Raw genomic sequence first — 26330 nt, 5'->3', positions numbered from 1 at the left:
CCCGCGTCCTCCCTGGTCAGGAGGGCGCGGGCGGTCAGCCGGCGGAGACGGTACGGGTCAGTCGTTGTTCTGGCCCGGGGTCGTCTTCGCGATCTGCATCAGGAACTCGGCGTTCGACTTGGTCTGCTTCATCTTGTCGAGCAGCAGCTCGATCGCCTGCTGGGAGTCCAGCGCGTGCAGCACCCGGCGGAGCTTCCAGACGATCGCGAGCTCGTCGCGGTCGAGCAGGATCTCTTCCTTACGGGTACCGGACGGGTCGACGTCCACCGCGGGGAAGATCCGCTTGTCGGCGAGCTTGCGGTCGAGCTTGAGCTCCATGTTGCCGGTGCCCTTGAACTCCTCGAAGATCACCTCGTCCATCCGCGAGCCGGTCTCGACCAGCGCGGTGGCCAGGATGGTCAGCGAGCCGCCGTCCTCGATGTTGCGCGCCGCGCCGAAGAACCGCTTCGGCGGGTAGAGCGCGGTCGAGTCGACACCACCGGACAGGATGCGGCCGGAGGCGGGCGCGGCGAGGTTGTACGCGCGGCCCAGGCGGGTGATGGAGTCCAGCAGCACCACCACGTCGTGGCCCAGCTCCACCAGCCGCTTGGCCCGCTCGATGGCCAGCTCGGCGACGGTGGTGTGGTCCTCGGCGGGACGGTCGAAGGTCGAGGAGATGACCTCGCCCTTCACCGACCGCTGCATGTCGGTGACCTCTTCCGGACGCTCGTCGACCAGGACGACCATCAGGTGGCACTCGGGGTTGTTGGTGGTGATCGCGTTGGCGATCGACTGCATGATCATCGTCTTGCCGGCCTTCGGCGGCGAGACGATCAGACCGCGCTGCCCCTTGCCGATCGGGGCCACCAGGTCGATGATCCGCGTGGTCAGCACACCCGGGTCGGTCTCCAGCCGGAGCCGGTCCTGCGGGTAGAGCGGCGTCAGCTTGTTGAACTCCGGACGGCCGCGGCCCGAGTCGGGGCCCATGCCGTTGGCGGAGTCCAGCCGGACCAGCGCGTTGAACTTCTCACGGCGCTCGCCGTCCTTGGGCTGCCGTACGGCGCCGGTGACGTGGTCTCCCTTGCGCAGGCCGTTCTTGCGGACCTGGGCGAGCGAGACGTACACGTCGTTGGGGCCCGGCAGGTAGCCGGAGGTCCGGATGAACGCGTAGTTGTCGAGGATGTCGAGGATGCCGGCGACGGGGATCAGCACGTCGTCGTCGGAGACCTGCGGCTCGCCGCCGCCCCCGAACTCCTCGCGGCGGTTGCCGCGGCCCCGGCGGTCGCGGTAGCGCCCGCGGCGCCGGCCGCGGCCGTCGCCGAACTCGTCGTCGTCCTGCGGGCCGCCCTGCTGGCTCTGGCCGCTGCCGCCCTGGCTCTGCTGCTGCGGCGGGGGCTGCTGGCGGTCGCCGCGGTCGCGGTCCCGGCCGGGACGGCCGCCCTCGGCGCCGCCCTCCTCGCCGCGGTTGCGGCGATCACGCTGGCGCTCACGGCGGTCCCCGCGCTGGCCGCGCTGACGGTCCTGGCGGTCGTCGCCGCCCTTGCCGGCCTCGCCCTTGGCGTCGCGGCCCTCGGCGGTGTCGGCGGCCGTCTCGGCGGCGCGCTCGGTCTTCGGCGCGGCCTCCGTCTTGACGGCGGTCTCCGCCTTCGCCGCCTTGGCGGTCGACTTGGGCTGCTCACCGGCCGGCTGGCCGGGAATCTCGATCTGCTTCGACTCCTGCGGCGCGGTCTTGGTGGCCTTCGCCGCGGGGGCGGCCGCGGCCGGCTCGGCGGCGGCCTGGTCGAGGCGGGTCCGCGAAGTGGCCCGGCGCTTCGGCTTCTCGGCCGGAGGGGCGTCCGTACTCGCCTGCGGGGCCGCGGCCGGGCCGCCGGCCTGGCGCTCCTTGATGGTCTCGATCAGCTGGCTCTTGCGCATCCGCGCGGTGCCCTTGATACCGAGACCGGAGGCGAGTTGCTGCAGTTCGGCCAGGACCATACCGTCCAGACCGGTCCCGGACCGGCGTCGCCGTGAGGCACTGGCCGTGGCAGCACCGGTAGCAGGCGCGGCGGAAGCGTCCGGGGCGTCCGTACGCACGCCCAGAAGATCGGTGGTGTCGCTCACGAAGGGTCCTTCCCTGGAGCGGACGTCGGCCTGTCTGGCTCGGCGACCGGTCGTGCTGTCCGGATCTGGCGTCTTCGCTGTTCAGATCCGGGGCGGTGGTCCGCCTGATGGCGGCAGAAATACATACGTGCACTCGGCACGGGAGAGAACTCGTACCGACTCCGGAGCGTGCTCGACACTGCGCGGGCAGGCTGTCTGACTCCTCAGGCAGGCGGCCTATGCGGTGTGGGAGGCTCCCGGAAGAAACGCGGTCCCACGGCGGGGACACAGCTCATCGCGCCCATTGGGCGGCGAATGCTGGCTTGAGGTTAACACTACCGGACCCAACGAATATTCCCCCTCTCTTCGACCGGCAATCGTGTCACTGCCCGCCTGCGAGGGGCAGCACACTCGCCCCGGCCACGTCGAGTTCCAGGCGGGTCGCCGCCCATCCCTCGCCCGCGATCCGGGAGACCTTGTCGGCCGCGCCCTCGTCGGTCAGGGCCAGCACGGTCGGACCGGCACCCGATACGACAGCAGGGACGCCTTCCGCGCGCAGACGGTTGACCAGCGCCAGCGTCTCGGGCATGGCGGGCGCCCGGTACTCCTGGTGCAGCCGGTCCTCGGTGGCGGTCAGCAGCAGCTCGGGACGCCTGGTGAGCGCCTCCATGAGCAGCGCGGCCCGGCCCGCGTTGGCCGCGGCGTCCACATGGGGGACGGTACGCGGCAGCAGGCCCCGGGCGGTGGCGGTGAGCACCGGGGTGGCCGGCACGAAGACCACCGGCACCAGCGAGGGGGCGGGGTCCATCCGGATCGCGCGGGCCGAGCCGCCCTCGGTCCAGGCGAGGGTGAACCCGCCGAGCAGACAGGCGGCGACATTGTCGGGATGGCCCTCTATCTCGGTGGCCAGCTCCAGCAGCGCGGTGTCGCCGAGGACACCGGGGCCGCCTATGGTCACCGCGCGGGCGGCGATGATGCCCGCGCATATGGCGGCCGAGGAGGAGCCGAGGCCGCGGCCGTGCGGAATACGGTTGGCGCACACCACCTCAAGGCCCCTCGGCTGGCCGCCGAGCAGGTCGAACGCGGTCCGCAGCGACCGTACGACCAGGTGTTTCTCGTCCCGGTCGAGACTGTCCGCGCCCTCGCCCGCGATGTCGACGTGCAGACCGGAGTCGGCGACGCGGACCACCACGTCGTCGTACAGCCCCAAGGCCAGGCCGAAGGCGTCGAAGCCGGGGCCCAGATTGGCGCTGGTCGCGGGGACGCGCACTCGTACAGCGGCAGCGCGGAACGCGGGACCGGCCATCGTTCGACGATTCTCCTTGTGCGGGTTGCCCTGCGGGCAGCCAGGCGGCTCCGTTGCCGGGCGGCGGGGCGGGCGGGGGAAGGCGGTGCCAATGGCGACCACCGGATCGGGCGCGAGGGCGCGCCGCTGAGGTCAGACTATCGAAGGAAGGTTCTCCCGCGACATAGGGCGCACGGACCGCGCGTGATGCGTGTCGCCCACGGCGCGTGCGCCCCACTCGGCTCATGTCTTCGCCTGAGACGCCGGCGGGGCCTGATTTTGTGCCCCGCCGGGCGTGGTTGTCCTCAAAGGCCGGACAGGCTCGGTTGTGCCCGGCCGGGTCTTCCTGACGGGACGGGCTGGGATGTCCCGACCGGCTGGATTACGCCAGGCCGAGGTGCGTCGCGGCGGCGTCCGCGTCGACCGGGACCGTGGTGGGCTGGGGGGCGCCGGCGACGGCCCAGTCGGGGTCCTTGAGCCCGTTGCCGGTCACCGTGCAGACGATCCGCTGGCCGGGGTCGACCCGGCCCTCCTCCGCCAGCTTGATCAGCCCGGCCACCGAAGCCGCCGAGGCGGGCTCGACGAAGACGCCCTCGCGTGCGGCCAGCAGCCGGTAGGCGGACAGGATCTGGCGGTCCGTCACGGCCTCGATGAGCCCGCCGGACTCGTCCCGCGCCTCCTCCGCGAACTGCCACGACGCGGGGTTGCCGATCCGGATCGCGGTGGCGATCGTCTGCGGCTGCCGTACCGGCGCGCCGTTGACGATCGGCGCGGAACCGGCCGCCTGGAAGCCCCACATCCGCGGCAGCCGCCCGGACACGCCGTCGGCGGCGTACTCCCGGTAGCCCTTCCAGTACGCGGTGATGTTGCCCGCGTTGCCGACCGGCAGGACATGGATGTCGGGGGCGTCGCCGAGCGCGTCCACGATCTCGAACGCGGCCGTCTTCTGGCCCTCGATCCGTACCGGGTTGACCGAATTGACCAGCGCCACCGGGTACTTCTCGCTCAGCGCGCGGGCGAGGTCGAGGCAGTCGTCGAAGTTGCCGTCGACCTGGAGGATGCGGCTGCCGTGGACGAGCGCCTGGCCCATCTTGCCGAGCGCGATCTTGCCCTGCGGCACGAGCACCGCGCAGACCATGCCCGCGCGCACCGCGTAGGCCGCGGCCGAGGCCGAGGTGTTGCCGGTGGAGGCGCAGATGACGGCCTGGGCGCCCTCCTCCTTGGCCCGGGAGATGGCCATGGTCATCCCGCGGTCCTTGAAGGAGCCGGTCGGGTTGGCCCCTTCGACCTTGAGGTACACATCGCAGCCGGTCCGCTCGGACAGCAGCTGGGCCGGGACCAGCGGGGTGCCACCCTCCAGCAGCGAGACCACCGGGGTGTCCGCGGTGACCGGCAGCCGGCCGCGGTACTCCTCGATGATGCCGCGCCACTGGTGGGTGCCGGACATTCGGGACTGGTCGATCGTTCCGTTGTTCATGGTCATAGCGGGTCCTACTCCCCTTCCACACGCATGATGCTGGCGACGCCTCGTACGGTGTCGAGTTTCCGCAGGCTGGACACGGTCGCCGAGAGGGCGGCGTCCGGCGCGCGGTGGGTGACGACGACGAGCGAGGCCTCGCCGCCCTTGCCCGTCTGCCGCACCGTGTCGATCGACACGTCGTGCTCGGCGAACACCGTGGCGACCTGTGCCAGGACGCCCGGTTTGTCCGCCACATCGAGGCTGATGTGGTAACGGGTGACCACATCGCCCATCGGGCTCACCGGCAGTTGCGTGTACGCGGACTCGCCGGCTCCGGTGGTCTCCGCCAGTTTGTTGCGGCAGGCGGCCACCAGGTCGCCGAGAACGGCGGAGGCGGTGGGTGCGCCGCCCGCGCCGGGACCGTAGAACATCAGCCGCCCGGCTGCCTCCGCCTCGACGAAGACGGCGTTGTACGCCTCGCGCACGGAGGCCAGCGGGTGGCTGAGCGGGATCATCGCGGGGTGCACCCGGGCCGTCACCGAGCGGCCGTCGGCGCTGCGCTCGCAGATGGCGAGCATCTTGACCGTACAGCCCATCTTCCGCGCGGAGGCGATGTCCGCGGCGGTGACCTCGGTGAGGCCCTCGCGGTGCACGTCGTCGATGGTGACCCGGGTGTGGAAGGCGATCCCGGCCAGGATCGCGGCCTTCGCGGCGGCGTCGAAGCCCTCCACGTCGGCGGTCGGGTCGGCCTCGGCGTAACCGAGGGCGGTGGCCTCGTCCAGCGCCTCGCTGTAGCCGGCGCCGGTGGAGTCCATCTTGTCGAGGATGAAGTTCGTGGTGCCGTTCACGATGCCAAGCACCCGGTTGACCTTGTCGCCGGCCAGCGACTCGCGCAGCGGCCTGATCAGCGGGATCGCGCCGGCGACGGCGGCCTCGTAGTAGAGGTCGACCCCGTGCTCGACGGCCCGGGCGTGCAGATTGGCTCCGTCGGCGGCCAGCAGCGCCTTGTTCGCGGAGACGACCGAGGCGCCGTGCTCGAAGGCGGTGGTGATCAGAGTGCGGACCGGCTCGATACCGCCGATGACCTCGATGACGACATCGAGGTCGCCGCGTTTGACCAGGGCGGTCGCGTCCGTGGTGAGCAGCTCGGCGGGGACGCCCTCGCGCACCCGGTTGGGGCGGCGGACCGCGATCCCGACCAGTTCGACCGGGGCGCCGATGCGCGCGGCGAGGTCGTCCGCCTGCGTCGTGATGATGCGCGTGACCTCGGAGCCGACCACACCGCACCCCAGCAGCGCCACTTTCAGCGGACGCGTACGCATCATCCGACCTCGTCTCTCGTGCAGCCCGTACAGCTTGTGTCGTACGGCTCTTGTCGTGCGGTCTTGTCGTGCGGCTCTTGTCGTGCGATCGGCGCGCTGCCGGGCGCTCCCCCGCGGTTCCCTCCGGATCGCGCGGTTCCTGCGGCGGCCTCGCGCACCTCGTGGAGACAACCAGTCTCACGCACCGGACGGGAGAAGCCACGCCCTGTCCGGATTGCGAGACCGGCCGGGCGGACGGTGGGATTTGCCGTCCGCCCGCTGATTCCGCGCTGTTTCGTGTCAGCCGACGTCCAGTCGCAGAAGATCTTCTTCCGTCTCGCGGCGGACGATCACCCGAGCCTGACTGTCGGCGACCGATACCACCGGCGGACGCAGCGCGTGGTTGTAGTTGCTCGCCATGGCACGGCAGTACGCGCCGGTGGCGGGCACCGCGAGCAGGTCGCCGGGGGCCAGGTCGGCGGGCAGGAACGCGTCCTTGACCACGATGTCCCCGCTCTCGCAGTGCTTGCCGACCACCCGGCTGAGCATCGGCTCGGCGTCGCTCCTGCGGGAGGCGAGCGTGACGCTGTACTCGGCGTCGTAGAGCGCGGTACGGATGTTGTCGGACATGCCGCCGTCGACGCTCACATACGTGCGCAGACCGTCGAGCGGCTTGACCGTGCCGACCTCGTACAGCGTGAAGGCGGTCGGGCCGACGATCGCGCGGCCGGGCTCGACCGACAGCCGCGGCACGCCCAGCCGGGCCGCCTCGCACTCACGGGTGACGATGTCGCCGAGCGCCTTGGCGATCTCCTGGGGCTCGCGCGGGTCGTCGTCGGGGGTGTAGGCGATGCCGAGGCCGCCGCCGAGGTCGATCTCGGGCAGTTCGAGGCCGTGTTCGTCACGGACGTCGGCCAGCAGCGAGACCACCCGGCGGGCGGCGACCTCGAAGCCCGCCATGTCGAAGATCTGCGAGCCGATGTGGCTGTGGATGCCGACGAGTTCGAGGCTGTCGAGCCCCAGCACCCGGCGGACCGCCTCCGCGGCCTGCCCGTCGGCGAGCTGGATGCCGAACTTCTGGTCCTCGTGCGCGGTCGCGATGAACTCGTGGGTGTGCGCCTCGACGCCGACCGTCACCCGGATCTGCACCCGCTGCCGCACACCGTGGCGCTGCGCGATGGCGGCGACCCGGACGATCTCCTGGAACGAGTCGAGCACGATCCGGCCGACGCCCGCGGTCACCGCGCGCTCCAGCTCCGCGACGGTCTTGTTGTTGCCGTGCATCGCGATCCGGTCGGCGGGCATGCCCGCGTCGAGCGCCACGGCCAGCTCGGTGCCCGAGCACACGTCGAGGTTGAGGCCCTCCTCGTGCAGCCAGCGCACGACCGCGCGGGACAGGAACGCCTTCCCCGCGTAGAAGACGTCCGCGTCCTGGCCGAAGGCGGCCTTCCAGGCGCGGCAGCGGGCCCGGAAGTCGGCCTCGTCGAGGAAGAAGGCGGGCGTCCCGTACTCCTCGGCGAGCGCGCGGACGTCGAGGCCGCCGACCTCGACGGCGCCGTCGGCGTTGCGGGTGACGGTACGGGACCAGACGCGCGGTTCGAGGGCGTTGAGGTCGGCGGGCGGGCCCGCGTAGTGCCCTTCGGGCAGGACGTCGGCGTGGCGGGGGCCTGCGGGGTGTGCGGAACGGCTCACGTGGGTCTCTCTTGGGTCACTTGCGGGTTCACTTGCGGGCGGGGGCGCCGGGCCGGCGCGGCGGCGTTTGCGCGGGCGGGTGGGCGCGGGCGGGTGGGTGCGGTCACATGTGGTCGGGGGCGCTGATGCCGAGCATGCGCAGGCCGTCGGCGAGCACGATGCCCGTCGCGTCGGCGAGGCGGATACGGGCGGCGTGGACGGCCGAGGGTTTCTCGTCCCCCTTGGGCAGCGGGTCGCACTCGTCGTGGAACCGGAAGAACGCGTCGGCCAGCCGTTCCAGATGCCGGGCGACCCGGTCGGGGGCGCGGCGGCGGGCGGCGGTCTCGATGACGCGGGGGTAGTCGGCGAGCAGGCCGAGGAGTTCGGTCTCGGCGGGGTGGCGGTACGGGTCCTGGGCCGGCGCCTCGATCTCGACGCCCAGGTCGTGGGCGTTGCGCAGCAGGGCGCGGGTGCGGGAGTGGGCGTAGCGCACGCGGAAGAGGGGGTTGCACTCGCGCTGGACGAGGAGGTCGGGGGTGAGGCGGGGGGTGTCCTCGGCCGGGGGGCGGAGCAGGGCCCAGTGGGTCTCGTCGGGCGGGAGGGGGTGGTGCCGTTTGGGGGGGGAGCGCGGGTGGTGGGGGTGGCGCGGGCTCGGGCGCGGGCTCGGCGACGGTGACGGTCTCCGGGGGGCCGGGGCGGGCGCCGGTGGCGCGGAGGAGGCGGTTGACGACGTCGGCGACGAGGGGGGCGCGGCTGGGGGGCGAGGTCGGGCCCGGTGCCGGGTCCTGGCCCGGGGGGGCGGCGGGCGGGGTGCTCGGGGCGGCGGGGGCGGTGCCGGGGGCGACGGGCGGGGTTGTCATGGTCACGGCCTCGTCGGCGAGGCCGTCGCCGTGACCGTACTCGTCCGGCTGGGCGCGTACCTGGCGGACCACGTCCCCGTACGCCGACGCGCTGAGCGTGATGTTGAGGAAGCCGGCGCCCGCGATCTCGACCTGGGCGATGCCCGGCTCCCGGCTGAGCCGCCGCCCGAGGATCTCCGCGACCTCGTACGGTGTCCGCCCGGCCGGCCCGGCGAGCTGGAGGGCCACGTTGGTCGCGTAGTCCCCGCAGCCGGGGCGCGGGGGCCGTTGTACGACGATCCGCTCGGGTACCGCCACGGCGAACTCGCCCGCGGCGACGGCACGGCGCACCGTCGCAAGGACGGTCCGGGACAGCTCGGCGGGGGTCACGGGGAAAGGGTAGGCGAGGCGGGGGGTGGGGTGGCCAGTGGGTTTGCGGGGTGGGACGGGGGGCGCGTACGGGTCGCGGGGGCGGCGGGGGTCGCGCGCCGGGCGACGCGCGGCGGAGGGGTTCGCGCGTGACTCACCCGCGCGAGCGCGCGGGTGCGGACGGACGCGGGTGGGTGGGGTGTGCGCGGGCGCGCGGGGAGCGGGCCGAGGTCAGGCGCTGAGGCGCGCGGGCGCGGGGGGCGCGCGGGCGCGAACCGGTTAGGGGCGCGGCGTATGCAAGGCGCGGGTCGCGTGGGCACCGACGGGGACGGAATGCGGTAGGAGCGGGCCTACGGCCCGGGGGCGGTGGCGGCCTGGCCGCGGGGCTGCTCGGGCGGTTGCTCGGTGGGCCCGGCGGGCGGCGCCAGGGGCTCGCGGCCGAGCAGCCGACGTACCGTCTCGACCAGCAGCGCGGGCTCGAAGGGCTTGGCGACGAAGGCGTCGATCCCGCAGGGCCCGCCCGTACCCTCGGGCAACGACCCGGCCGTGACCATCACGATCCCCACCTCCCGGGTGCGCGCGTCGGCCCGCAGCCGCGCGGCGGTCCGTACGCCGTCGAGCCGGGGCATGGCCACGTCGAGGGTGACGACATCGGGCCGTACGCTGTGCACGATCTCCAGGCACTCGGCACCATCAGCCGCGGTCACGACCTCGAAGCCCTCCAGCTCAAGGTTGACCCTGATCAGTTGCCGGATCACCTTGTTGTCATCGACAACAAGTACCCGGCCGGACGCGCCCGCCACACCAGAAATCGTAGGCGCGCCCCTCGCGATGCGTCCGCGTTTTGCCCATTTCTTCCCCGCGACGGGTGAACCCACCCCGCCCCGCAGGGGAGCAACGCTTGAACCCACCCCTGCCTGGCGGGTGGGTAATGGTGGGACCCACCCCTCCCCCCACCGCCGCCGTACCACCCACCTTGGGGGTGCCGCGCCCTCATCCGGGAGCGCCCACCCGGGGGGTGCCGCGTCGGCTGCCGCCGCGTGGTGGCGCCGCCGGCGAAAGCGACGCCCGCGCACCGAGCACCCCCGGCGTGGCCCCCTCTTGGCACCCCTCGCCCCACCCCAAACCCTGTGCGGCCCACCCTCCCCAAGCTGGTAGTGTTCTTCCCGTCGCCCCCGTAGCTCAGGGGATAGAGCAACGGCCTCCGGAGCCGTGTGCGCAGGTTCGAATCCTGCCGGGGGCACTTCCGGAAAAGCCCGTTGACTTGTGGAAACACAAGTCTGACGGGCTTTTATTTTTTTCATGTCGCACGGCCACCCAGGTCGTTTCAGATGCGCGTGGTTCGCAGAATGCTTCGCCGAGGGTGATTTTCCGCAGTCTGTGGCGTATTCATGGCGCGGAAAGACGACAGCCGGGCCACAGCGGCGGGGACCCTCACGCCACCGGGACTGCCTCGGCACAGTCGCGTCTCCCCGGCCACGCGGGGCATACTGCCTGTATGCAGGTAGGGGCACGCTACGCGGACATCCGCCCGTACACCGTTCCGGAGTCGCTCAGCGAACTGACCGGGCGGACCGACGGGATCGTAGACCTGCCCACAAGCCTCGACTGGTCCCAGCAACGCCGCTACGACCTCTCTGTCGACAAGGACCGGCGTCGCCTCTACGAGACAGTGATCCGCGAGTCCATGGACATCTCTGAACTGCGGCGGTTTCTTGACGCAGGATTGCTGCTGCACCTGTGGCCCTCGCTGTGGCTGCCCGTACGCGCGAAATCGCTGTGGCAGGAGAGATTCCCCCAGATGAGGTCCGCTGCCGCCGCATAGTGTGATCCGCATGGACCACCTCCACGTCCCTCTGACCCGACTCGCCCTGGCGGCTACCGGCCGAGGACGGCTTTGTCCTCGCCGGCGGATACGCAGTACAGGCCCACGGCATCCTCGACCGTGTCTCCGACGACGTCGATCTCTTCACCGATCAGGGTGATCCGCAAAGATTCGACGCTGCGGTGAACGCAGTACGGGACGCCTACACGTCCGACGGACTGACGGTCGAGGTGATGCGATCTGGAGACTCCTTCGCGCGCCTTCTGGTCACCGATGAAGACGGTCGGCAGACAAAGGTGGAGATGGGCTACGACTGGCGTGCTGAGCCGCCCGTCATGATGGGAATCGGCCCCGTCCTACACCCCGACGACGCCGTCGCCAACAAGGTCTCCGCCCTCTACTCCCGCGCGGAAGCCCGCGACTACGTCGATGTCCACGCCGCCCTCACCAGCGGACGTTACTCGGCCGACGACCTCCTACGCCTGGCCGAGGAACGAGACCCGGGCTTCGACCGCCCCATGTTCGCCCAAGCCCTCCGCGCCTCAAGACGCTGGGACGACGAGGACTACATGAAGTACGACCTCGACGCCGAAGCCGTCACCCGCCTGCGTTCCGCGATCGAGTCCTGGGCCGACGAACTGGAACTCGAAGCCCCGCAAAACTGACAGGCTGCCGCCGTCACACGACAAGCAAAAGGACCCGCCCAGCGCGTCGTTGCCGGAGTCGTCGGTGGCCCGCGTCGCCCGCTCTACGCGTGGCGCGGCGGGCACTCGGGAAAGTACGGTCCGGTGCGGCGCTTCTGGCGTCGGACCCGGTCCGGCGGATTTGGCTCCCCGGACCGGGGAGTCCGACGATCGAGCGCGGTCAGTGGAGCTGCCGCTCCCAGTCCCCAGGGACCTTGTCTCGGGGGCCCGGAGTGGACTGCGAGGCCGGGTGCGCGGTGGGCGGGGCCAGCTCCGGCCCCTCGTAGTACTGATTCGTCTCGATGTTCCAGAACCAGTCCTCGCCCGGTTCGAAGCTGGTCAGCAGAGGGTGTCCGGCCTCGCGCGCGTGTTTCGTGCCATGCTGCCCGGGCGAGGAGTCGCAGCATCCGATGTGCCCGCAGGCGGCGCAGCGCCGCAGGTGGAACCACCACCCCGGCCCGTCCCCCGCCAAGCAGTCCACGCACCCGCTCCCGCTGGGCGTTGCGGTCGGATCCAGACCCGGGATCTGCTGGTGTGCCATGAGGGATGCCTCTTTCGTGAGACGCGGTTCAGGCGGGAAGTCCTCGGCTGACGCGTCTTCGGAGATGGAAATCGGACATATACCGAGCGTATGGCGCGGGTGGCCGCCCGGCATTCCCACCCGGCGGGGCCGTGACGTGCGTGCGAAAATGGCTCTGGGATCGCGCCGCGGTGTCCGAGCCCCTGCGACCCACGGTGACGTGGCGTCCCCGCCTGCCTGACCCCATCGACGCACTGGGAGGCTCTCCGTGAGCGAACGTCGCAGTGGATGGCCGACGCTGGTCTACGAGGACCTGGCGTCCATGGTCGGATACGTCAACCGGGTGGTACAGGTCGCAGGCAAGTACACCCTCGACGAGCCCTTCGAAGTCGGCTGGGGGAACGTCGTCCTCGACGTCACCCCCCGCGGGCTCAGGACACCGACGTTTCGGCAGCGAGGAGTGACCTTCACGGTGCACTGCCGCCTGCTCGACGGCGACGTGGTCATCGAGGCCGACACGGGCTCGCGGATGGTGCCCTTGGCAAAGGGATCAGTCGCCACGTTCTATACGGCGTTCCGCGACGCGGCGGCCGAGCTGGGCATACACCGGCCGCGTACCTCGCTGATCTGCGAGATTCCGGATTGCGAGCCGACTTTCGAGGACGATCGCGTCGAACGCACCTGGGATCACGGCGCGGCCCAGCTGATGTGGGAGGCGTTGAACCTCGCCGCCGACGGACTCGAAACGTGGCAGGCGCCCTTCCTCGGGCACCGCCCCCGGGTCGGTGTGATGTGGGGCGGCTTCGACCTGTCCGCCACGCGGCACCGGGGGCAGCCCACCGAGCCGCCGCCGCCCGATCGTCCGACGTTCATGCGGAACGCCCAGCTCAAGGAGTACGTGGCGGTGGGGTTCTCCTTCGGGGCTGCCACGGCGCCCAGCGCCGGTATGTACGCCTACATCTGGCCTCAGCCGGACGGCCTCGACGGCTGGTCCTGGGGTGTCGACGGCGCGGTCTGGAATGCCGATGCCGGTCTGGTTCTTCTGCCGTGGGACAAACTCGGGGAGACCACCGACCCGCGCCAGGCCATCGTGACGTTCGGTGACGCCGTCTACGACGCCGCTGTCGAGCTGGCAGGCTGGCCGTCCGACCTCATCGGGCCCCGCGTCGACGGTTGGTACATGAGCAGGACACGGCCGGAGCTCGTTCGGGCCCAGCACCACTGAGTTTCGCCTCGCCGTTTCGGTTCACCGTTACCCACGAACGCCTTCGCGACCGCCGGTCCGATGCCGTCGGCCAGGCGTGCGCCAATGCGGCGCGCGCCACGTTCCTTCAGCGCCTCCCGGTGACCGGCGCGAGTAGTGGTCGTGGGCGGTTTCACTGTTCCGTTCCTCCTGTTCACAGCACGGGGATGAGACGTACACCCCTTATTGCCATTGGCTTGCAATAAGTAGGAGTGCGCGTCTAGCTTGCCCCGGCCACGACCACGAAGGACGAACGCATGACCACCACCGCACCCGCCCGGCCCGCCAACGGTTCTCGCTGGCGCCGAATATCCGGCGCGATGACCAGAGCCGAGTGGACCCGGCTCGGCGGCATGGCCGCGTTCATCGTGGCGCTGCATGTCATCGGCTGGTTCACGCTGGTGGCGATCGTCGCCCCGCAGCACTACAGCCTCGGCACCAAGACCTTCGGCATCGGCATCGGCGTCACCGCGTACACGCTCGGTATGCGGCACGCCTTCGACGCCGACCACATCGCGGCGATCGACAACACCACGCGCAAGCTGATGGGCGAGGGCAAGCGCCCGCTGTCGGTGGGCTTCTGGTTCTCGCTCGGTCACTCCAGCATCGTCTTCGCCCTGGCGCTCCTGCTCTCGCTCGGCATCAAGTCCCTGGCGAACCCGGTGGAGAACGACGACTCCGCGCTCCACAGCGTCACCGGCTGGATCGGCACCACCGTCTCGGGCACGTTCCTGTACGTCATCGCCTTCGTGAACCTGCTGATCCTGGCCGGGATCTGGAAGGTCTTCCGCCGCATGCGCCAGGGCCACTTCGACGAGGCCGCGCTGGAGGAGCAGCTCAACAACCGCGGCTTCATGAACCGGTTGCTCGGTCGGCTGATGAAGTCCGTCACCAGCCCCTGGCAGATGTACCCGATCGGCCTGCTCTTCGGCCTGGGCTTCGACACCGCCACCGAGATCGCCCTGCTGGTCCTGGCCGGCTCCGGCGCCGCCTCCGGGCTGCCCTGGTACGCGATCCTGTGCCTGCCGGTCCTCTTCGCCGCCGGGATGTGCCTGCTGGACACCATCGACGGCTCGTTCATGAACTTCGCCTACGAGTGGGCCTTCTCCAAGCCCGTCCGCAAGGTCTACTACAACCTCACCATCACCGGCCTGTCGGTGGCCGTCGCCCTGATCATCGGCACCGTCGAACTCCTCGGCCTCATCGGGGAGAAGGCCGAGCTGCACGGCGCCTTCTGGGACTGGGTCGGCGGCCTCGACCTCAACATCATCGGCTACGTCATCGTCGGTCTGTTCTTCCTCACCTGGGCCACCGCGCTGGCGGTGTGGAAGTTCGGCAACATCGAGGAGAAGTGGTCGGCCGGGCTGAGCACCGCAGGACAGCCGGCCGACTGAGGCCCGACCTCGTCCAGCGATCACACGGGTCGTCCGTACGGTTCCCGCCGTACGGACGACCCGTTCGTCATGCGCTTCCCGCGGCTGGGGGTGACCCATCGGCCGGGCGCGCACGTACGGACACCCCCGGCCCCGCGCACGGCGGCTTCGTCGCCGGCTTCACCTGAGCAACGGGAGCCCCGGGACATTCACCGCCCCCGCGCAGGCAGTGTGAAGTTCATGCCCGGGTAGACGTCGGCGCGTCGCCGTGCGGCTCTGACATGGGTGGACGCCCTGCTCGGCGGCTTGCCGGGCAGGGCGTCCACACGAACCGCGGTGTGTCGTCGCGGTCTCGAGAGTGAGCTCGCCACCACTTTGTCATCACCATCGAGGGTTGTCCTGGCTGTGTCTCCGTGGCATCGGGCCGAGAGACGAACCGGCCTCTGTGGTTGCCGTGTGCCGGTCCGCAGGTAGTCCGCAGGACATCTGACGGCGACCGTCGCGTGCAATCGCTCGCCAACAAGGAAATTCCTGTTCAGAGGCTTGTGCGGTGCTCCGCCGCGGGTCGGGTCGAGCCGGCATTCGTTCCGCTTCAACGTCTGACCGCCCTCAACAGAAGGCCGCCTGACCCGGTAACCAGCTCCGGTCAAGCGGCCTCTTGCGCCGCAGGTAGCCCAGACCCTGTCGCCTGAAGGCTCGGTATCTACGCCGTCATGGCAGGCAGGGCCCTGAGGCGGTCGCGGAATTCGGCGACGGCCGGTTCGGAGTAGTGGGGTTTGAGGTAGCCCTCGAACTTCCTGAGCCGGTCGACGGCTCGTACGGACTGGACGTTGCCTTCGGGAAGTACGAGCCCGTGGTTCGCTGCGTCGAGTGCGCCGTCGAGGTCCTTGCCGGCGAGGCGGGCGGTGGCCAGGCGGCCGGAGCGGACGGCCTGGTCTCACGGGGCGGCGCGGTCGACGGAGGTGGCGAGGGCGTCGGTGGCGCGGTCCACCTGATTTCGTGACGGCCCCCCGACTCCGTCGGCGGACCGTGAGTTTCAGAAAAAGGAATCGGCAACACTTCCCATATTTGCCGGAACCCTATTCGTGGCTTAGCCGCTCAATCAGGTACCACACGCCAGTGTTCTACCTCGGGCTCCCAAATGGCCCAGTGGTTTAACGGAAGGCGCGGAAGCTCCGCGAGAGAAGCCTGCCCGGCAGCAAGGTGGCCGTAGTGAACCAACGCTGGGTCACTGTCTCCGTCATCCCCTTCCGCGAAGACCTGAAAGTCACCGTCTTCATCCAGGCAGATACTGGCGATGAAATTTCCAGCCATAACGCCGGGCGATACATACACGACATCATCGTCAGCCGGAAGATAGAACGGACCGTCCGTTAGATGTATCGACGGCAGTGACGTAGCCACCGACTTGAATAGCGGATATGGGCAGATAGGTTCCATCCGCCATCAACACGGGGATGTTCGGCGCGAAAGAGTTACAGGGCGGGAGCGCGGCCTTTACACGATGGCGGACAGCCTTTGATGTCCGACGGTAGACAGTCTCTGCTGCCCGGTATGCCTTCTTTGTTCGGGAGGAGGTGCGCGACGGCACAAGAAAGGTCCTCTTGCTCTTCAAGATCTGGATCGAAACTCGGAGGCTCCATCGAGTCTTCAATCTCAGGCCATCTCGAGATCAAGCACTCGCGAAAATCGACTACCGTTACACTCGACTCAAACTGGCCGATCTCTCCATCAGCAGCGCTCTCGTAGAGCTCCTGCGGCGACCCCGAACCGCACTTCCAGAAACAGATATCAACGCTCATCGACCCACCTCCACCAATCAACTAGCATTTGGGTAGATGCGCCCGGACCAGTCGGTCAAGCCGAAGAGAAGTTGTTTCTTCGTAATCAGTTTCGACTGACAGAACCTCGTAATCCCCATCCTCCAGATGAACTTGGAGACATTCATGCGGAGAAATATCATACCCTCTTGACGCCGAGTCGAAGAGAGTCATCTCGCCAGCAACTCGGATCTTGGCGCCTGCGACCCAATCTTCCCTAAGCAATGCCAATCTCACGGCTTCGACGACATCTTCGTCGCTTTCTCCAAAATACCATCTGACTATTGTCCCAGATTCTGGAAAATAAGCCACGGGCATGGGTTCGCCGCCGAGGGAGATCACATGCCCAACCCCTGGGACCAAGACGGAAGCGATTTCTTGCGAGATTATCGCATCCACCTCTGTGCCCTGCCAGTTGCGGACAGCAGCGGCAGGGCACAGAACATAACGTCCGAAGTCTGTATCCAGCCAGCGCATTGATTCTCAACCCTCATCCCTGAGCAGAAGCGCTTTCCTCCAACTGTACGTGAGGCGTGGTGTCCGACAGATACCCGTCGGGCACCACGTGGGTCGGCGCCCGCGCCGCCTATCCTCGGTCTCTCTTTCGAGCCCAATCTCGCATCGCATCGCGTTGGAGATTCGAGCACTTCCGGCAGTGCGGAAGTAGCATCGAAACCCGATCGGACGCCCATGGGGGTGATTCCCCGGTCATCCGCTCGCTTCCCATTCCTCACGCGTCATCTCGGGCGGATCAATATGCCAGTCCCCACCTCGGCGATCCCTTCGAGCAATGTGACCAGGAGGGATTTCAGGAAGCAACCTCAGGGATTCGTCCAACTCGACGAGGTGCTTGCGATGCACGACCGCAACCTCATCAATCAGCACCTCCTTGGCCGTGTAGCACACCCAATCGCCGTCGTAGTCCATCATAACGGAGATGATCTCATCTCCGTTGAAAACGGAGCGCGGCACCAGGGCGATCTTCTTGCTCCAGGGAAATTTCATCAATTCTTTCCATCAAACTTCGAACATTCGGGAAAAGCAGTATAGCACTCGGGTGTGCGATCATCCCGCCGATCGCACACCCGAGTGTTTCCGCCTTTATCTGCGACCCCTCAGCCACGTTTTAAGCCGGTCAGACCACGTCCTATTGCATGCCCTACAGAGCGCCATTCCATTACACACAGGACAGTTGGTCCCACCTTGGCTCTTCACCTTCATGTGGTCTGCCTGATATTCATTTCGAGGCGGGTTAGTCGCGCCCCTCATAGACTTCTTGGAAGGCTTCAGTGGAACTCCGCAGTACTCACACCTGGCGATGCCATATTTTTTGGCGTTCTCCGTGAGGATGATTTTCTTACTCCTCTTGGTGAATTTCTTTCCAGGACCGTAGTATCGCCCATGACCACACGAGGAATTATGCGTGATCACATCGATTGAGCTACCGGAGACCGTGTACGTATGCGTATTTCCGACGTTGAGGTTGAAGACCAATTGGTCGGGCAGTACTCCACGATTGACCAGCGAGGTGACCCTACGTGTGCTCCTGTCAGGAGACACGAGGGCGTCACCTGATTTCAGGTTGACGGCCTTCACCCAGCCCTTGCCGACGACCCACATGGGGTGATTTGCAGTTGCCTCCAAAGATGAGGAGCCAGCAGCAATGTAAATGTCGACAAGCTCCTTCGCTCCGTAACCGACGATCACATCCAGGACCGGTTCGGCGTAGGTCTCTCCTGTTTCGGGATCAGTGGCAGCGACGTAGTCACCAACCTGGATCTCCGCGATGGCCAGGTAACTGCCGTCGGCCATGAGGACGGGCGTGTCGGGAACGAAGGAGTTGCAGCCGCTGCGCCGGGTGGCGGTTCTGGCGCGGGATGCTACGCGTTGGACGCGGCTGGCTTTGCGGACGGTGTTGACGGTCTTGAACGCTTTGACGGCGGTTTTTCCTGCGGCGCCGAGGGCGATGCCGGCGCTCATTTCGGCGGCTTTGCGCCAGTTGCCGGTGGCGGCGTAGGAGATAGCGGAGACGGCGGAGGCGGCGTTGCCGATGGGGCCGGGGATGTAGGAGGCGTATTCGGCGACCTTGGCGACGCGGGCGAAGACCTTCTTGAAGTGGAAGCCCCAGTTGCCGTCGAGGTCGGTGCAGTTGACGGGGTCGCCGGTGCAGTAGTCGTAGGGGTTGGCGTTGCCGCCGGCGACGGGATCGGTCTGGAGGAACCGGCCCAGGGCGGGGCTGTAGAGGCGGACGCCCATGAGGATGACGCCGTCGAGGGCTTCGGCGGAGCGCTGTTTTCCGCCGAGCCATCCGTACCGGGTGGTGTCCTGGTCGGCGGTGGGGATGCCGAACTCGTCGAAGGTGAGGACCTTCGGTTCTTCGACGTCGGGGTCGGTGGTGATGACGACGTCGCCGTGCAGGTCGGTGAGCTGGAGCTGGGTGTCGCCGGTGGCGGAGGTGGTGGCGGCGAGGTCGCCGTCGGGGCCGGTGACGTTGCGGGTCAGCGTGCCCTGGGTGGTGTCCTCGATGATCCAGCGCGGCTCGTCGGAGTCGTCGCCGTAGTGGTTGAGCTTGCTGGTCGCGTTCGCCCATGTCCCGTCGGCCTGCTTGGCCTCGGTGGTGAAGGCGGTGAAGCGGTGGACCGGGTCGAGGGTCCAGGACTGGCGGTTGTCGCCGGCGGTCTGGGAGGCGACCAGGTCGTTCGCCCAGTAGGTGTTGGCCGAGCCGGTGCCGGTGACGGTGGTGCGGCCGAACGCGTCGTAGGTGTAACCGGGGTCCAGCAGCCGGTCGGCGCTGTCGTAGGAGTGCTTCTCCACGACCGCGTCGGCGGTGGTGGCGCAGGTGCCGTCCTCGGCGGCGGGGATCGTGGTCTTGGTGGTGCGGTTCATCCGCCCGGCGACCGAGCGGCCGGTCTCGTCGTAGGCGTAGCCGCGGGTGACGCAGCCTTCCGCGGTCGTGGTCTGCCGGGCCTTGGTGAGGCGGCCGAGCCGGTCGTAGGTGAACTCCTTCGCGGAGACGGGGGAGGTGTCGGAGGCGATGGCGCCCTGGGTGGTCAGGTCCAGGTGCTCACCGAACAGGACCGCCTGATCGCTGACCCGGGTGTAGGTGCGGTCTGTGGTGGCGCCGGCCGCGTTGAAGGTGTCGGTCCGCCTGATCCCGCCGGGGTAGGTCAGCTCGGCGAGCTCGCCGCCGGGCCCGTAGCGGGTGGTGAAGGTGCCGGCGACGCTGTCGGTGACCGAGGTGACGAAACCACGCGGCTCGACGGCACGGTCGTAGGCGTAGGTGGTGGAGCCGGTGTTGTCGCTGACCTTGACCGGCTTGCTGTACGTGTCGAACTCGGTGGTGGTGGTGCCGCCGTCGGAGTCGGTGTAGGACAGCAGGCGGTCCAGGGCGTCGAAGACCCGGCTGACGGTCTTCCCGCCGGCCATGGTCTTGACCGCGTTACCGGTGGCCGGGTCGTACTCGGTGGTCACCTGCGGCAGCGGCTGGCCCTGGTCGGAGGTGATCTGGGTGGAAACCACCCGGTCGGCCGCGTCGAAGACGGTGACCGTCTTGCGGGTCTTGCCCGCGTTGGTCTCGGTCGTCTCCTCTACATCACCGTGCCGCGAGTACCGGGTGATCCGCTTGACCGGCAGGGTGGTCGGCATCCGCGCCGCATCCGCCCCCGTGACCGGGCCGCCGGGCAGCGTCACACACGGATTCCCGGCCCACTCGGGACGGTTGCCGCACACGGCGTCATCGCTGTTGCCGCCGGCGGTGTAGAAGACGGTCCTGACCGTGCCGGTGTCCGCACCGTTCGAGCCCGGCCTGCGGGACTCCACCACCCGCCCGGCGTTGTCGTACTTCAGCGTCGCCGTCAGACTCTGCCCACCGGGACCCGCGTCACTGGTCACCGATGTGGCCGTGCGCAGCACCCAGCCCGAGGTACCACCGATCGGCGTGGCGTAGCCGGTCTTGGTGACCCGCACCTCCACATCGGCCGGGTAGCCGTCGATGCGGGCGCCCTCGGTGGCGGTGGTCTCCAGATGGTAGGCGGCGCCGTCGGGCTTGCCCTCGTCGTAGACGTGGACGGTGTGGTCGCGGACGACGACCGACGCGGCAGCCGGGAGTGCCGGGTTGAGAGTGGTCTTGGTCAGCGTCAGGACATCGATGCCGGCCCCGGCCCCGGGGGAGACCGCGGCGGGGTTCCTGCCGACCACGGTAACGGTCAGTTCGTGGTCGCCGCGCTGCAGGCTGACCGGCGTGCCGGGGTTGAACGCGGCGGTGGCGACGGCGGGATTGTAGCCGTCGAAGGTCCCGCCCACGAGCTGTCCGTCGAGGGACAGCTGGATGATGCCGTAGTCGCTGGCCTTGGTCAGGGTGGAGGTCAGCCGGTAGTCGCCCTCCTCCGGCACGCTGACCCGGAAGGTCGCGTTGTCACCGGCCTTCGTGTTCTGCATGTGGACCTGGGCGTTGTTGGACCAGATGACGCCGCAGCAGTTGGACTGGACCCGGATCGGCGCGGTCGAGCCGAGCTGGATGAGGTTCTCGCCCTCGACAGTGACCTTGGCCGGGGTGGACTGGCCGGGAACCGCCTCGGCCAGGTCTGCGCGGAAGGACGGGCCGAACTCCTCCAGCACGTCCTGGCCGTCGCGGCTGTAGAGGGTGCGGGAGTCCAGCAGCGCAGCCCGCGCGGCCGAATCGTCCGGCAGCTCCAACTCCGCCGCGTGCGCCGCGGCGTCCGGCCCTGCGCCCAGGGCGAGCAGGCGGTCCGCCGCGTCCAGGGTGCGGACGATGTTGCCGAACTGGTCGTATTCGGCGGTGGAAATGTCCCCCGAACCGGTCGGCGACCAGGTGGCGGCGTTGACCTCCTGGCCGGAGGCGTTCAGGTAGTGGACCGTGGCCGGCTGGTAGCCGTCCGCGCCGGGCTTCGCGGCGGTGGCGGTGCTGGTGCCCGGGTCGTCCTCGACGTCGAAGACGGCGGTGGCGTCGGTGGGCGTATCGGTCTGCGCCCAGGTGCGGGTGGCGGCGCCGTCCAGGTCGTACGGGCCGCCCTCCTTACGGGTCAGCGGCACCTCGTACACCACCGTGGCCGCGGTCTCCCCGCTGACCTGGTCCCTGGTGCCGGGCACCAGGGCCGGTCGGCGGACCCTCAGCAGGCGGCCGGGGTCCTGGTCGGCCCCGGCCCTGCCGTAGTCGAAGGACCACGGCAGCTCACCCGCGGAGTCGACCTTCGTCAGACGCCCTGCGGAGTCGTAGGTGTAGGCGGTCTTCAGCGGGGCGGTGGCATCGGAGGAGTCCGCCTTGCGCGGATCCCACACCTCCACCAGCCGGCCCGCGGTGTCGTAGCGGTAGGAGGCGACCTCCACCGCCGTCTCCGCCTTCGCGTCCGGATCCCACGACCACACCCGCACGGCCTTGACCCGGTCGGTGACATCACCCGGGGAGCCGCTCGTGGCGGTGGTGGCGGTGGCGTAGAGGTACTCCAGCACCTCGCAGCCGCGCGCCGGGGTCGCGCCCTTGCACTGCCCGGCGGTGTCCACCCCCGCCTCGACCTGGCCGATCACCCGCCTGACCAGGCTCCGCCCGTCCGTGACGTCGTAGGTGTACTGGACGGTGGAGTCGGCGTCCGTGCCCGAGACGGTGTCCACCATGTACAGGTCCGTACCGGGCTGCTGCCGGAACGTGGTGAGCGTGCCGTCGGTGTCCGACAGCGCGTAGTAGTTCGGCGACTTGTCCGTCTTCAGCGACAGCGTCAGGCCCTCGGCGCCCGGCTCGGGGGTGAAGGTGTTGCCGGCCTTGGCGAAAGACAGGATGGTGTCGTCATCGGCCCGCAGCACCGCGACGTCCTTGCCGGGGAAGGACAGCGACACCCAGTCGTTGTCCGTCGGCCCGCCCTCGGCACCACCGGCCCACTCCTTGCCGAACGGCGCCACGAGCTCGCGCAGCGACAGGTGGTCGAAGTAGACCGCCTTGCCCGAACCGGTCGCGAACCCGTTGTACAGGCGGATATAGGCGACCTCGGCATCGGCGCGCACGGTGAAGTCGACCGTGAGCTCGGCCCACGCATCGGTGTACGGCACCGCACGCGAGCGGGTCTCGCTCAGCGAAGCCGACGTGCCGGTGATCGCCACGATCCGCAGGCCCCGGGCATCGTCCGGGCTCAGGCCGGTGGCCGCCGAAACATACGCCCACGCACTGACCCGGTAGGTGTGACCGGGCTTCATGCCCTGGCAGTAGGTCGTCGCGCAGCTGGTCGGGTTGCTGTCCAGCCGCACGAAGGTGTTGTTGTTGCTGCCGGTGGCCGCGGGGACGACCTTCAGCGAGTCGGTGGATCCGTCCTGCCCGCGGGTGGTGTCGCGGGTCGAGGTCACCGAGTAGTCGGCGAAGCCGCCGGCGTCGGTGGAGATCTGCTGTTGATTGGCGGTCAGCCGCTCACCCTGCTCCTGCCAGCCGCGGTCAGTCCCCCGTGAGGAGGCCGTGCGGCTGCTGGACAGGCCGTACTCGTCCGCGTCCGACACACCCACCGAGTAGTCGCCGGTCAGCAGATTGACCGAACCCGGACCCATCTCGTCGGCGGCCGCGCCGTCGGCGTTCGGGTCGGCCGTGAACGTCCGCCACCCGGTGGCGTACGACGGGTCGGCATCGTTGTTCGTGTACAGGACCGCGCGGACCTGCACGATACCGCCGACCTGGCCGAGGGTCTCCAACACCGACCAGTTCGCAAACGTGCCCAGATCCGACAGCCGCGCCTTGGCATCGGTCACCGCGGTGTTGTCGGCCTTCGCCAGATGCGCCGGCGGAATCTTGTACTCACTCGCGCCCTGGCCACGCCGGTACTCGAACGCCACCCGCGTGTACTGCGGCTGCGCGTCCACCTGGAGCTTGACCCGGCGGGCGCTCGACGCGCCCTCCTGCGGCGAGACCAGCGCGGCCCGGCCCACCTGGAACGCGTACACGGTCGCGGCCGAGACGTTGCCGGCCTTGTCCTTCGCCTGCACGCTCAGCGTGCGGTGGCCGTCAGCCGAAGGCGTGATCGACACCGTGGTGGCGCCGGTGGCCGCCACGGTCACCGGAGCGGCCCCGTCCAGCGAGTACACGAACCCTCCCAGGTCCGTGGTGCCGGATGCCGGGGTGAAGGAGAACCGGCCCGCCTGGCCGGCGCCCCCGTGCCACACCCCGTCCGCCGGATAGTCCGCGGACGTCACGAACGGCGCACCCGGCCGGGTCGTGTCGACCGTGAAGTTCTGCCACGCCGACCATGCATCGGAGGAGTCCGTGCCGTCCGACGCCCGCGCACGCCACTTGTAGGCGCCCTCGGCCAGGGCCGTCGTCGCCGCCCAGGAGGCGGTCGCACCCGAGGCCACGAACGGCGACGTCCCGGACGCAAGCGCGGACGTGCCGTTGGACTTCCAGACCTCGAAGGTCAACTGGACGGTGTTGCCGTCCGGGTCCACCGACTTGGCGCTGAACGTCGGCTTGACCGCGTTCGTGAACGCCCCGTCCAGCGGACCCAGCGGCGTCGGCGTACCCGGCCTGGAGTTGTAGTCCACCACCAGCTTCGGCGCGTAGCCGCTGGTGGTGTAGTTCGCCGAGCGGAATCGCCGCCAGGCGGTGACGTCCTTCTCATTGGAACTGGCGACCCGCAGACCGTAGTTGGTCGCGCCGTCCGCCCAGTCCTGGACCAGCTTGGCCATGCCCCAGTTGGACCAGTTCGGCGGGCAGGAGTCGTTGTATCCCCAGCGGCCGGTATTGGTGGAGGAGTTGACGGCCGTGACGCTGGGCCGGCTGCCCCATGTGATCTTGGCGGAATCCCAACTGGACGTGATCCGGCTGGCGTCGGTGGTCGCACCCGAGGTGGAACAGGAGGAGGAATAGTACGAGTACAGCGACATCGTCGCCTTGAGGACGTGGGTGCCCTTGAACTTGGCCACGTCGAACTTCAGGTACGACTCCGCCACGTGCGAACCGCCGTCGTAGCTGCCCGACTTCAGCTCCTGCGAACCCTGCTGCGAGTCCGGGTAGTCCGGCTTCTGCACCCAGGTGTCGGTGGTCACCGCCAGAGTGGAAGTCGGATCCACCGTCACCGGGTAGGTCAGGTCCTGGGCGAAGAACTCCGGGGCCGGTGTGAGGACCAGGGTCGTGCCGCCGTCGGCGGCCCGCTCGATCGAGGTGGTGACCTCGCCTTGATGGGCGGACTCGCCCGAGGCGGGGTTGAGGGAGGAGTCCCACAGATGCGGGGCCGCGGCCTCCGCCACCAGCGTCCCCTTCGGGTCCTTCAGCAGCAGATGCCCAGCGGCGCCCTTCGACAGCTCCAAGCCCTCGAGCCGCATCGGAATCCGGTAGGACGGCGGGCTCGCCGGAGCCCTGTCCAGCACGATCGTCTGCTCGAAGCCCTGCGGCAGAGCCGTCACATTCAGCGTCGCGCCGCCGCCCAAGGCGTAGGCAGCCGTGCTGCCGTCCACCACCGGCTCGGGCAGCGCCGTCGGCCAGTCCATCCCGAACATGCGGCCACCGTGCTCCACCGCGGCCAGGCGCCGGTCCCCGCCGTTGGAGAACGCCACATCCGCAACCGTCGCCACGGGCTGCAGGTCATCACCGGAGTCCGTAAGCGTGGTATCGACATCCCGCCACACGCCGTCGTCCAACTGGACGCGGACCGGTCCGGCGAAAGCCTCCGTCGTCAGCGTCCCGTCGGCGTTCACGTAGGTGGTCGAGTCGGCGGTCCGCTCCGACAACGCCTCGACCCGGCGCCCCTGAAGCCGGGCCGCCAGCATCGCCGACGCCACATCAGCAGCCTCGGCCGGCCCCGACGCCGCTCCAGGAGCCGGATCCGACGCGGGCGCGACAGCAGCGCCCTGAGCCCGAGCGGCGAAGCCCAGCCCCGAATCCCCGGCCACCGTCACGGTCTCCAGCGCGAGCGCCAGCACCACGACCCCGGCTATCCGGCGCAGCCGCCGTGCCCGCGGCGCACCCGGCAGGCCCGACGCCCCTCCCCAACTCGCTATCACGCGCAACCCCTCCGCTCGCGCCGCCGAAAGACAGGCACACCTCGGCCGACGAGCAGGGTTTATACAGCGCTTACACGACGCCCCGTCATGTCATGAGCCCCGCCGCACCTCGCTCGTGCCCGTGAAGATCACTCAGAGGGTGTGATAGCTCATCAGAAGCGTGCAATCACACCAACTGTCGGCTCGGATTGGGCATTAATTGTTCGACTTTGAGATACCTGCCGGATCAGCCGCCAGAAGTTCGCCAGGAATTCACGGAACCCCTGACCCCACTTGCGGTCGGGGCCGTTGTCCGGGATGAGCGAGTCCTGGCGGGTGGGCGGGCACGGCGCCAGGACGATCCCGGCACGCTCTCAGGCAGGACCGGCCACTTCGGGTGCGCACGGCGCCGGAGCCGCGGGTCCATCAGCACAGCGCGGCCGGCGCGGTCCCGCAGGACATTGCCGAGGTTCGCGTCGCCGTGGATCAGGCCGAACGGAAGCACGAAGTCGAGGCGGCTGTACTCCTTGCTCCAAGGCGGCGGCACGGTCCGCCGGAAACGCCGCGTTCTCCGACCTCACCCCAACTCCAAGGCCGTGCAGGGATGCCCGCATCTTGGCCACCGGATCGGAGTACGGCACCCCAGCGACTCCGGCTCCTCCCACCAGTGCAATCGCTTCGGCAGGTCCGCCAACTCCGGGAGTGTCGCGTACTCCTCCGCGTCCTGGACGCTCTCCCAGAACGTCACGACCCGCCCGCCCGCGACGAGGGCTGCCGCCCGATTCCCGTGAGGAGGCGGTTCGCCGGGATGGTCTCCTCGGTCGGCCACCGGGCCGCCCGCACGGCCCGCTCCATCTCGCGCAGCGCCCCCGGATCAGCGGCAATCCGCACGATCACCCGGCGCCCGGCAAGCGCGG

Annotated in this window: 17 protein-coding genes, 1 tRNA gene and 1 pseudogene; 7 read left to right on the top strand and 12 right to left on the bottom strand. The window is 69.2% G+C overall.

Going from position 1 to position 26330, the window contains the following annotated elements:
• Positions 1-57: 57 nt before the first annotated feature.
• From rho to OHA30_RS25315, 8 genes and pseudogenes are all read right to left on the bottom strand, one after another.
• Entirely contained in the window at positions 58-2079 is a 2022-nt protein-coding gene (gene rho, locus OHA30_RS25345; RefSeq protein ID WP_328916177.1) for a transcription termination factor Rho, read from the bottom strand.
• Between the two features lie 361 nt (positions 2080-2440).
• A complete protein-coding gene (gene thrB, locus OHA30_RS25340; protein ID WP_328916176.1) occupies positions 2441-3364 on the bottom strand; it encodes a homoserine kinase in 924 nt (307 codons plus the stop codon).
• Between the two features lie 361 nt (positions 3365-3725).
• Positions 3726-4826, bottom strand: a complete 1101-nt coding sequence (gene thrC, locus OHA30_RS25335; protein WP_328916175.1) for a threonine synthase — start codon at positions 4824-4826, stop codon at positions 3726-3728.
• A gap of 8 nt (positions 4827-4834) precedes the next feature.
• Positions 4835-6127, bottom strand: a complete 1293-nt coding sequence (locus OHA30_RS25330) for a homoserine dehydrogenase (RefSeq protein ID WP_328916174.1) — start codon at positions 6125-6127, stop codon at positions 4835-4837.
• Positions 6128-6403: 276 nt separating this feature from the next.
• Complete coding sequence (gene lysA, locus OHA30_RS25325) at positions 6404-7795, bottom strand: diaminopimelate decarboxylase (protein ID WP_328916173.1); 1392 nt, start codon at positions 7793-7795, stop codon at positions 6404-6406.
• A gap of 103 nt (positions 7796-7898) precedes the next feature.
• Positions 7899-8267, bottom strand: a complete 369-nt coding sequence (locus OHA30_RS34085; RefSeq protein ID WP_443045114.1) for a DALR anticodon-binding domain-containing protein — start codon at positions 8265-8267, stop codon at positions 7899-7901.
• Between the two features lie 520 nt (positions 8268-8787).
• Positions 8788-8931 (bottom strand): annotated as a pseudogene (locus OHA30_RS34080) (ArgS-related anticodon-binding protein NrtL); the annotation flags it as partial.
• A gap of 401 nt (positions 8932-9332) precedes the next feature.
• A complete protein-coding gene (locus tag OHA30_RS25315; protein WP_328916172.1) occupies positions 9333-9785 on the bottom strand; it encodes a response regulator in 453 nt (150 codons plus the stop codon).
• Between the two features lie 368 nt (positions 9786-10153).
• Between OHA30_RS25315 and OHA30_RS25310 the strand changes: the two genes are divergently transcribed.
• The 3 genes from OHA30_RS25310 (at position 10154) to OHA30_RS25300 (ending at position 11472) form a co-directional block, all read left to right on the top strand.
• A tRNA-Arg gene (locus OHA30_RS25310) sits at positions 10154-10225 on the top strand.
• Positions 10226-10480: 255 nt separating this feature from the next.
• On the top strand, positions 10481-10807 hold the full coding sequence (locus OHA30_RS25305) for a hypothetical protein (protein ID WP_328916171.1): 327 nt from the start codon (positions 10481-10483) through the stop codon (positions 10805-10807).
• 110 nt (positions 10808-10917) lie between these two features.
• Positions 10918-11472 (top strand): nucleotidyl transferase AbiEii/AbiGii toxin family protein, encoded by a 555-nt coding sequence (locus OHA30_RS25300; protein ID WP_328917990.1) that lies wholly within the window; start codon positions 10918-10920, stop codon positions 11470-11472.
• A gap of 199 nt (positions 11473-11671) precedes the next feature.
• Here OHA30_RS25300 and OHA30_RS25295 read toward each other — a convergent pair whose 3' ends face one another.
• Positions 11672-12031 carry a UBP-type zinc finger domain-containing protein gene (locus OHA30_RS25295; protein WP_328916170.1) on the bottom strand — a complete coding sequence of 120 codons (360 nt, stop codon included), beginning with the start codon at positions 12029-12031 and terminating at the stop codon, positions 11672-11674.
• 247 nt (positions 12032-12278) lie between these two features.
• Between OHA30_RS25295 and OHA30_RS25290 the strand changes: the two genes are divergently transcribed.
• The 4 genes from OHA30_RS25290 (at position 12279) to OHA30_RS25275 (ending at position 16003) form a co-directional block, all read left to right on the top strand.
• Complete coding sequence (locus OHA30_RS25290) at positions 12279-13235, top strand: DUF5996 family protein (protein WP_328916169.1); 957 nt, start codon at positions 12279-12281, stop codon at positions 13233-13235.
• Positions 13236-13510: 275 nt separating this feature from the next.
• Positions 13511-14647, top strand: coding sequence for a HoxN/HupN/NixA family nickel/cobalt transporter (locus OHA30_RS25285; protein WP_405785291.1), 1137 nt, complete (start codon positions 13511-13513; stop codon positions 14645-14647).
• A gap of 748 nt (positions 14648-15395) precedes the next feature.
• On the top strand, positions 15396-15629 hold the full coding sequence (locus OHA30_RS34075; RefSeq protein WP_405785293.1) for a hypothetical protein: 234 nt from the start codon (positions 15396-15398) through the stop codon (positions 15627-15629).
• A gap of 209 nt (positions 15630-15838) precedes the next feature.
• Positions 15839-16003, top strand: coding sequence for a hypothetical protein (locus tag OHA30_RS25275; RefSeq protein ID WP_328916168.1), 165 nt, complete (start codon positions 15839-15841; stop codon positions 16001-16003).
• Between the two features lie 446 nt (positions 16004-16449).
• Here the strand turns inward: OHA30_RS25275 and OHA30_RS25270 are convergent, their stop codons facing one another.
• From OHA30_RS25270 to OHA30_RS25260, 3 genes are all read right to left on the bottom strand, one after another.
• Positions 16450-16923: an Imm21 family immunity protein gene (locus OHA30_RS25270; protein ID WP_328916167.1), complete on the bottom strand. Its 474-nt coding sequence runs from the start codon at positions 16921-16923 to the stop codon at positions 16450-16452.
• A gap of 231 nt (positions 16924-17154) precedes the next feature.
• Positions 17155-17451 carry a hypothetical protein gene (locus OHA30_RS25265; protein WP_328916166.1) on the bottom strand — a complete coding sequence of 99 codons (297 nt, stop codon included), beginning with the start codon at positions 17449-17451 and terminating at the stop codon, positions 17155-17157.
• A 96-nt stretch (positions 17452-17547) separates the two neighbouring features.
• Complete coding sequence (locus OHA30_RS25260; protein WP_328916165.1) at positions 17548-25434, bottom strand: DNRLRE domain-containing protein; 7887 nt, start codon at positions 25432-25434, stop codon at positions 17548-17550.
• Between the last annotated feature and the right edge of the window lie 896 nt (positions 25435-26330).

The organism is Streptomyces sp. NBC_00223, from assembly GCF_036199905.1.
Classification (GTDB): Bacteria; Actinomycetota; Actinomycetes; order Streptomycetales; family Streptomycetaceae; genus Actinacidiphila.
This window is presented reverse-complemented; position numbering and strand designations above follow the sequence as displayed.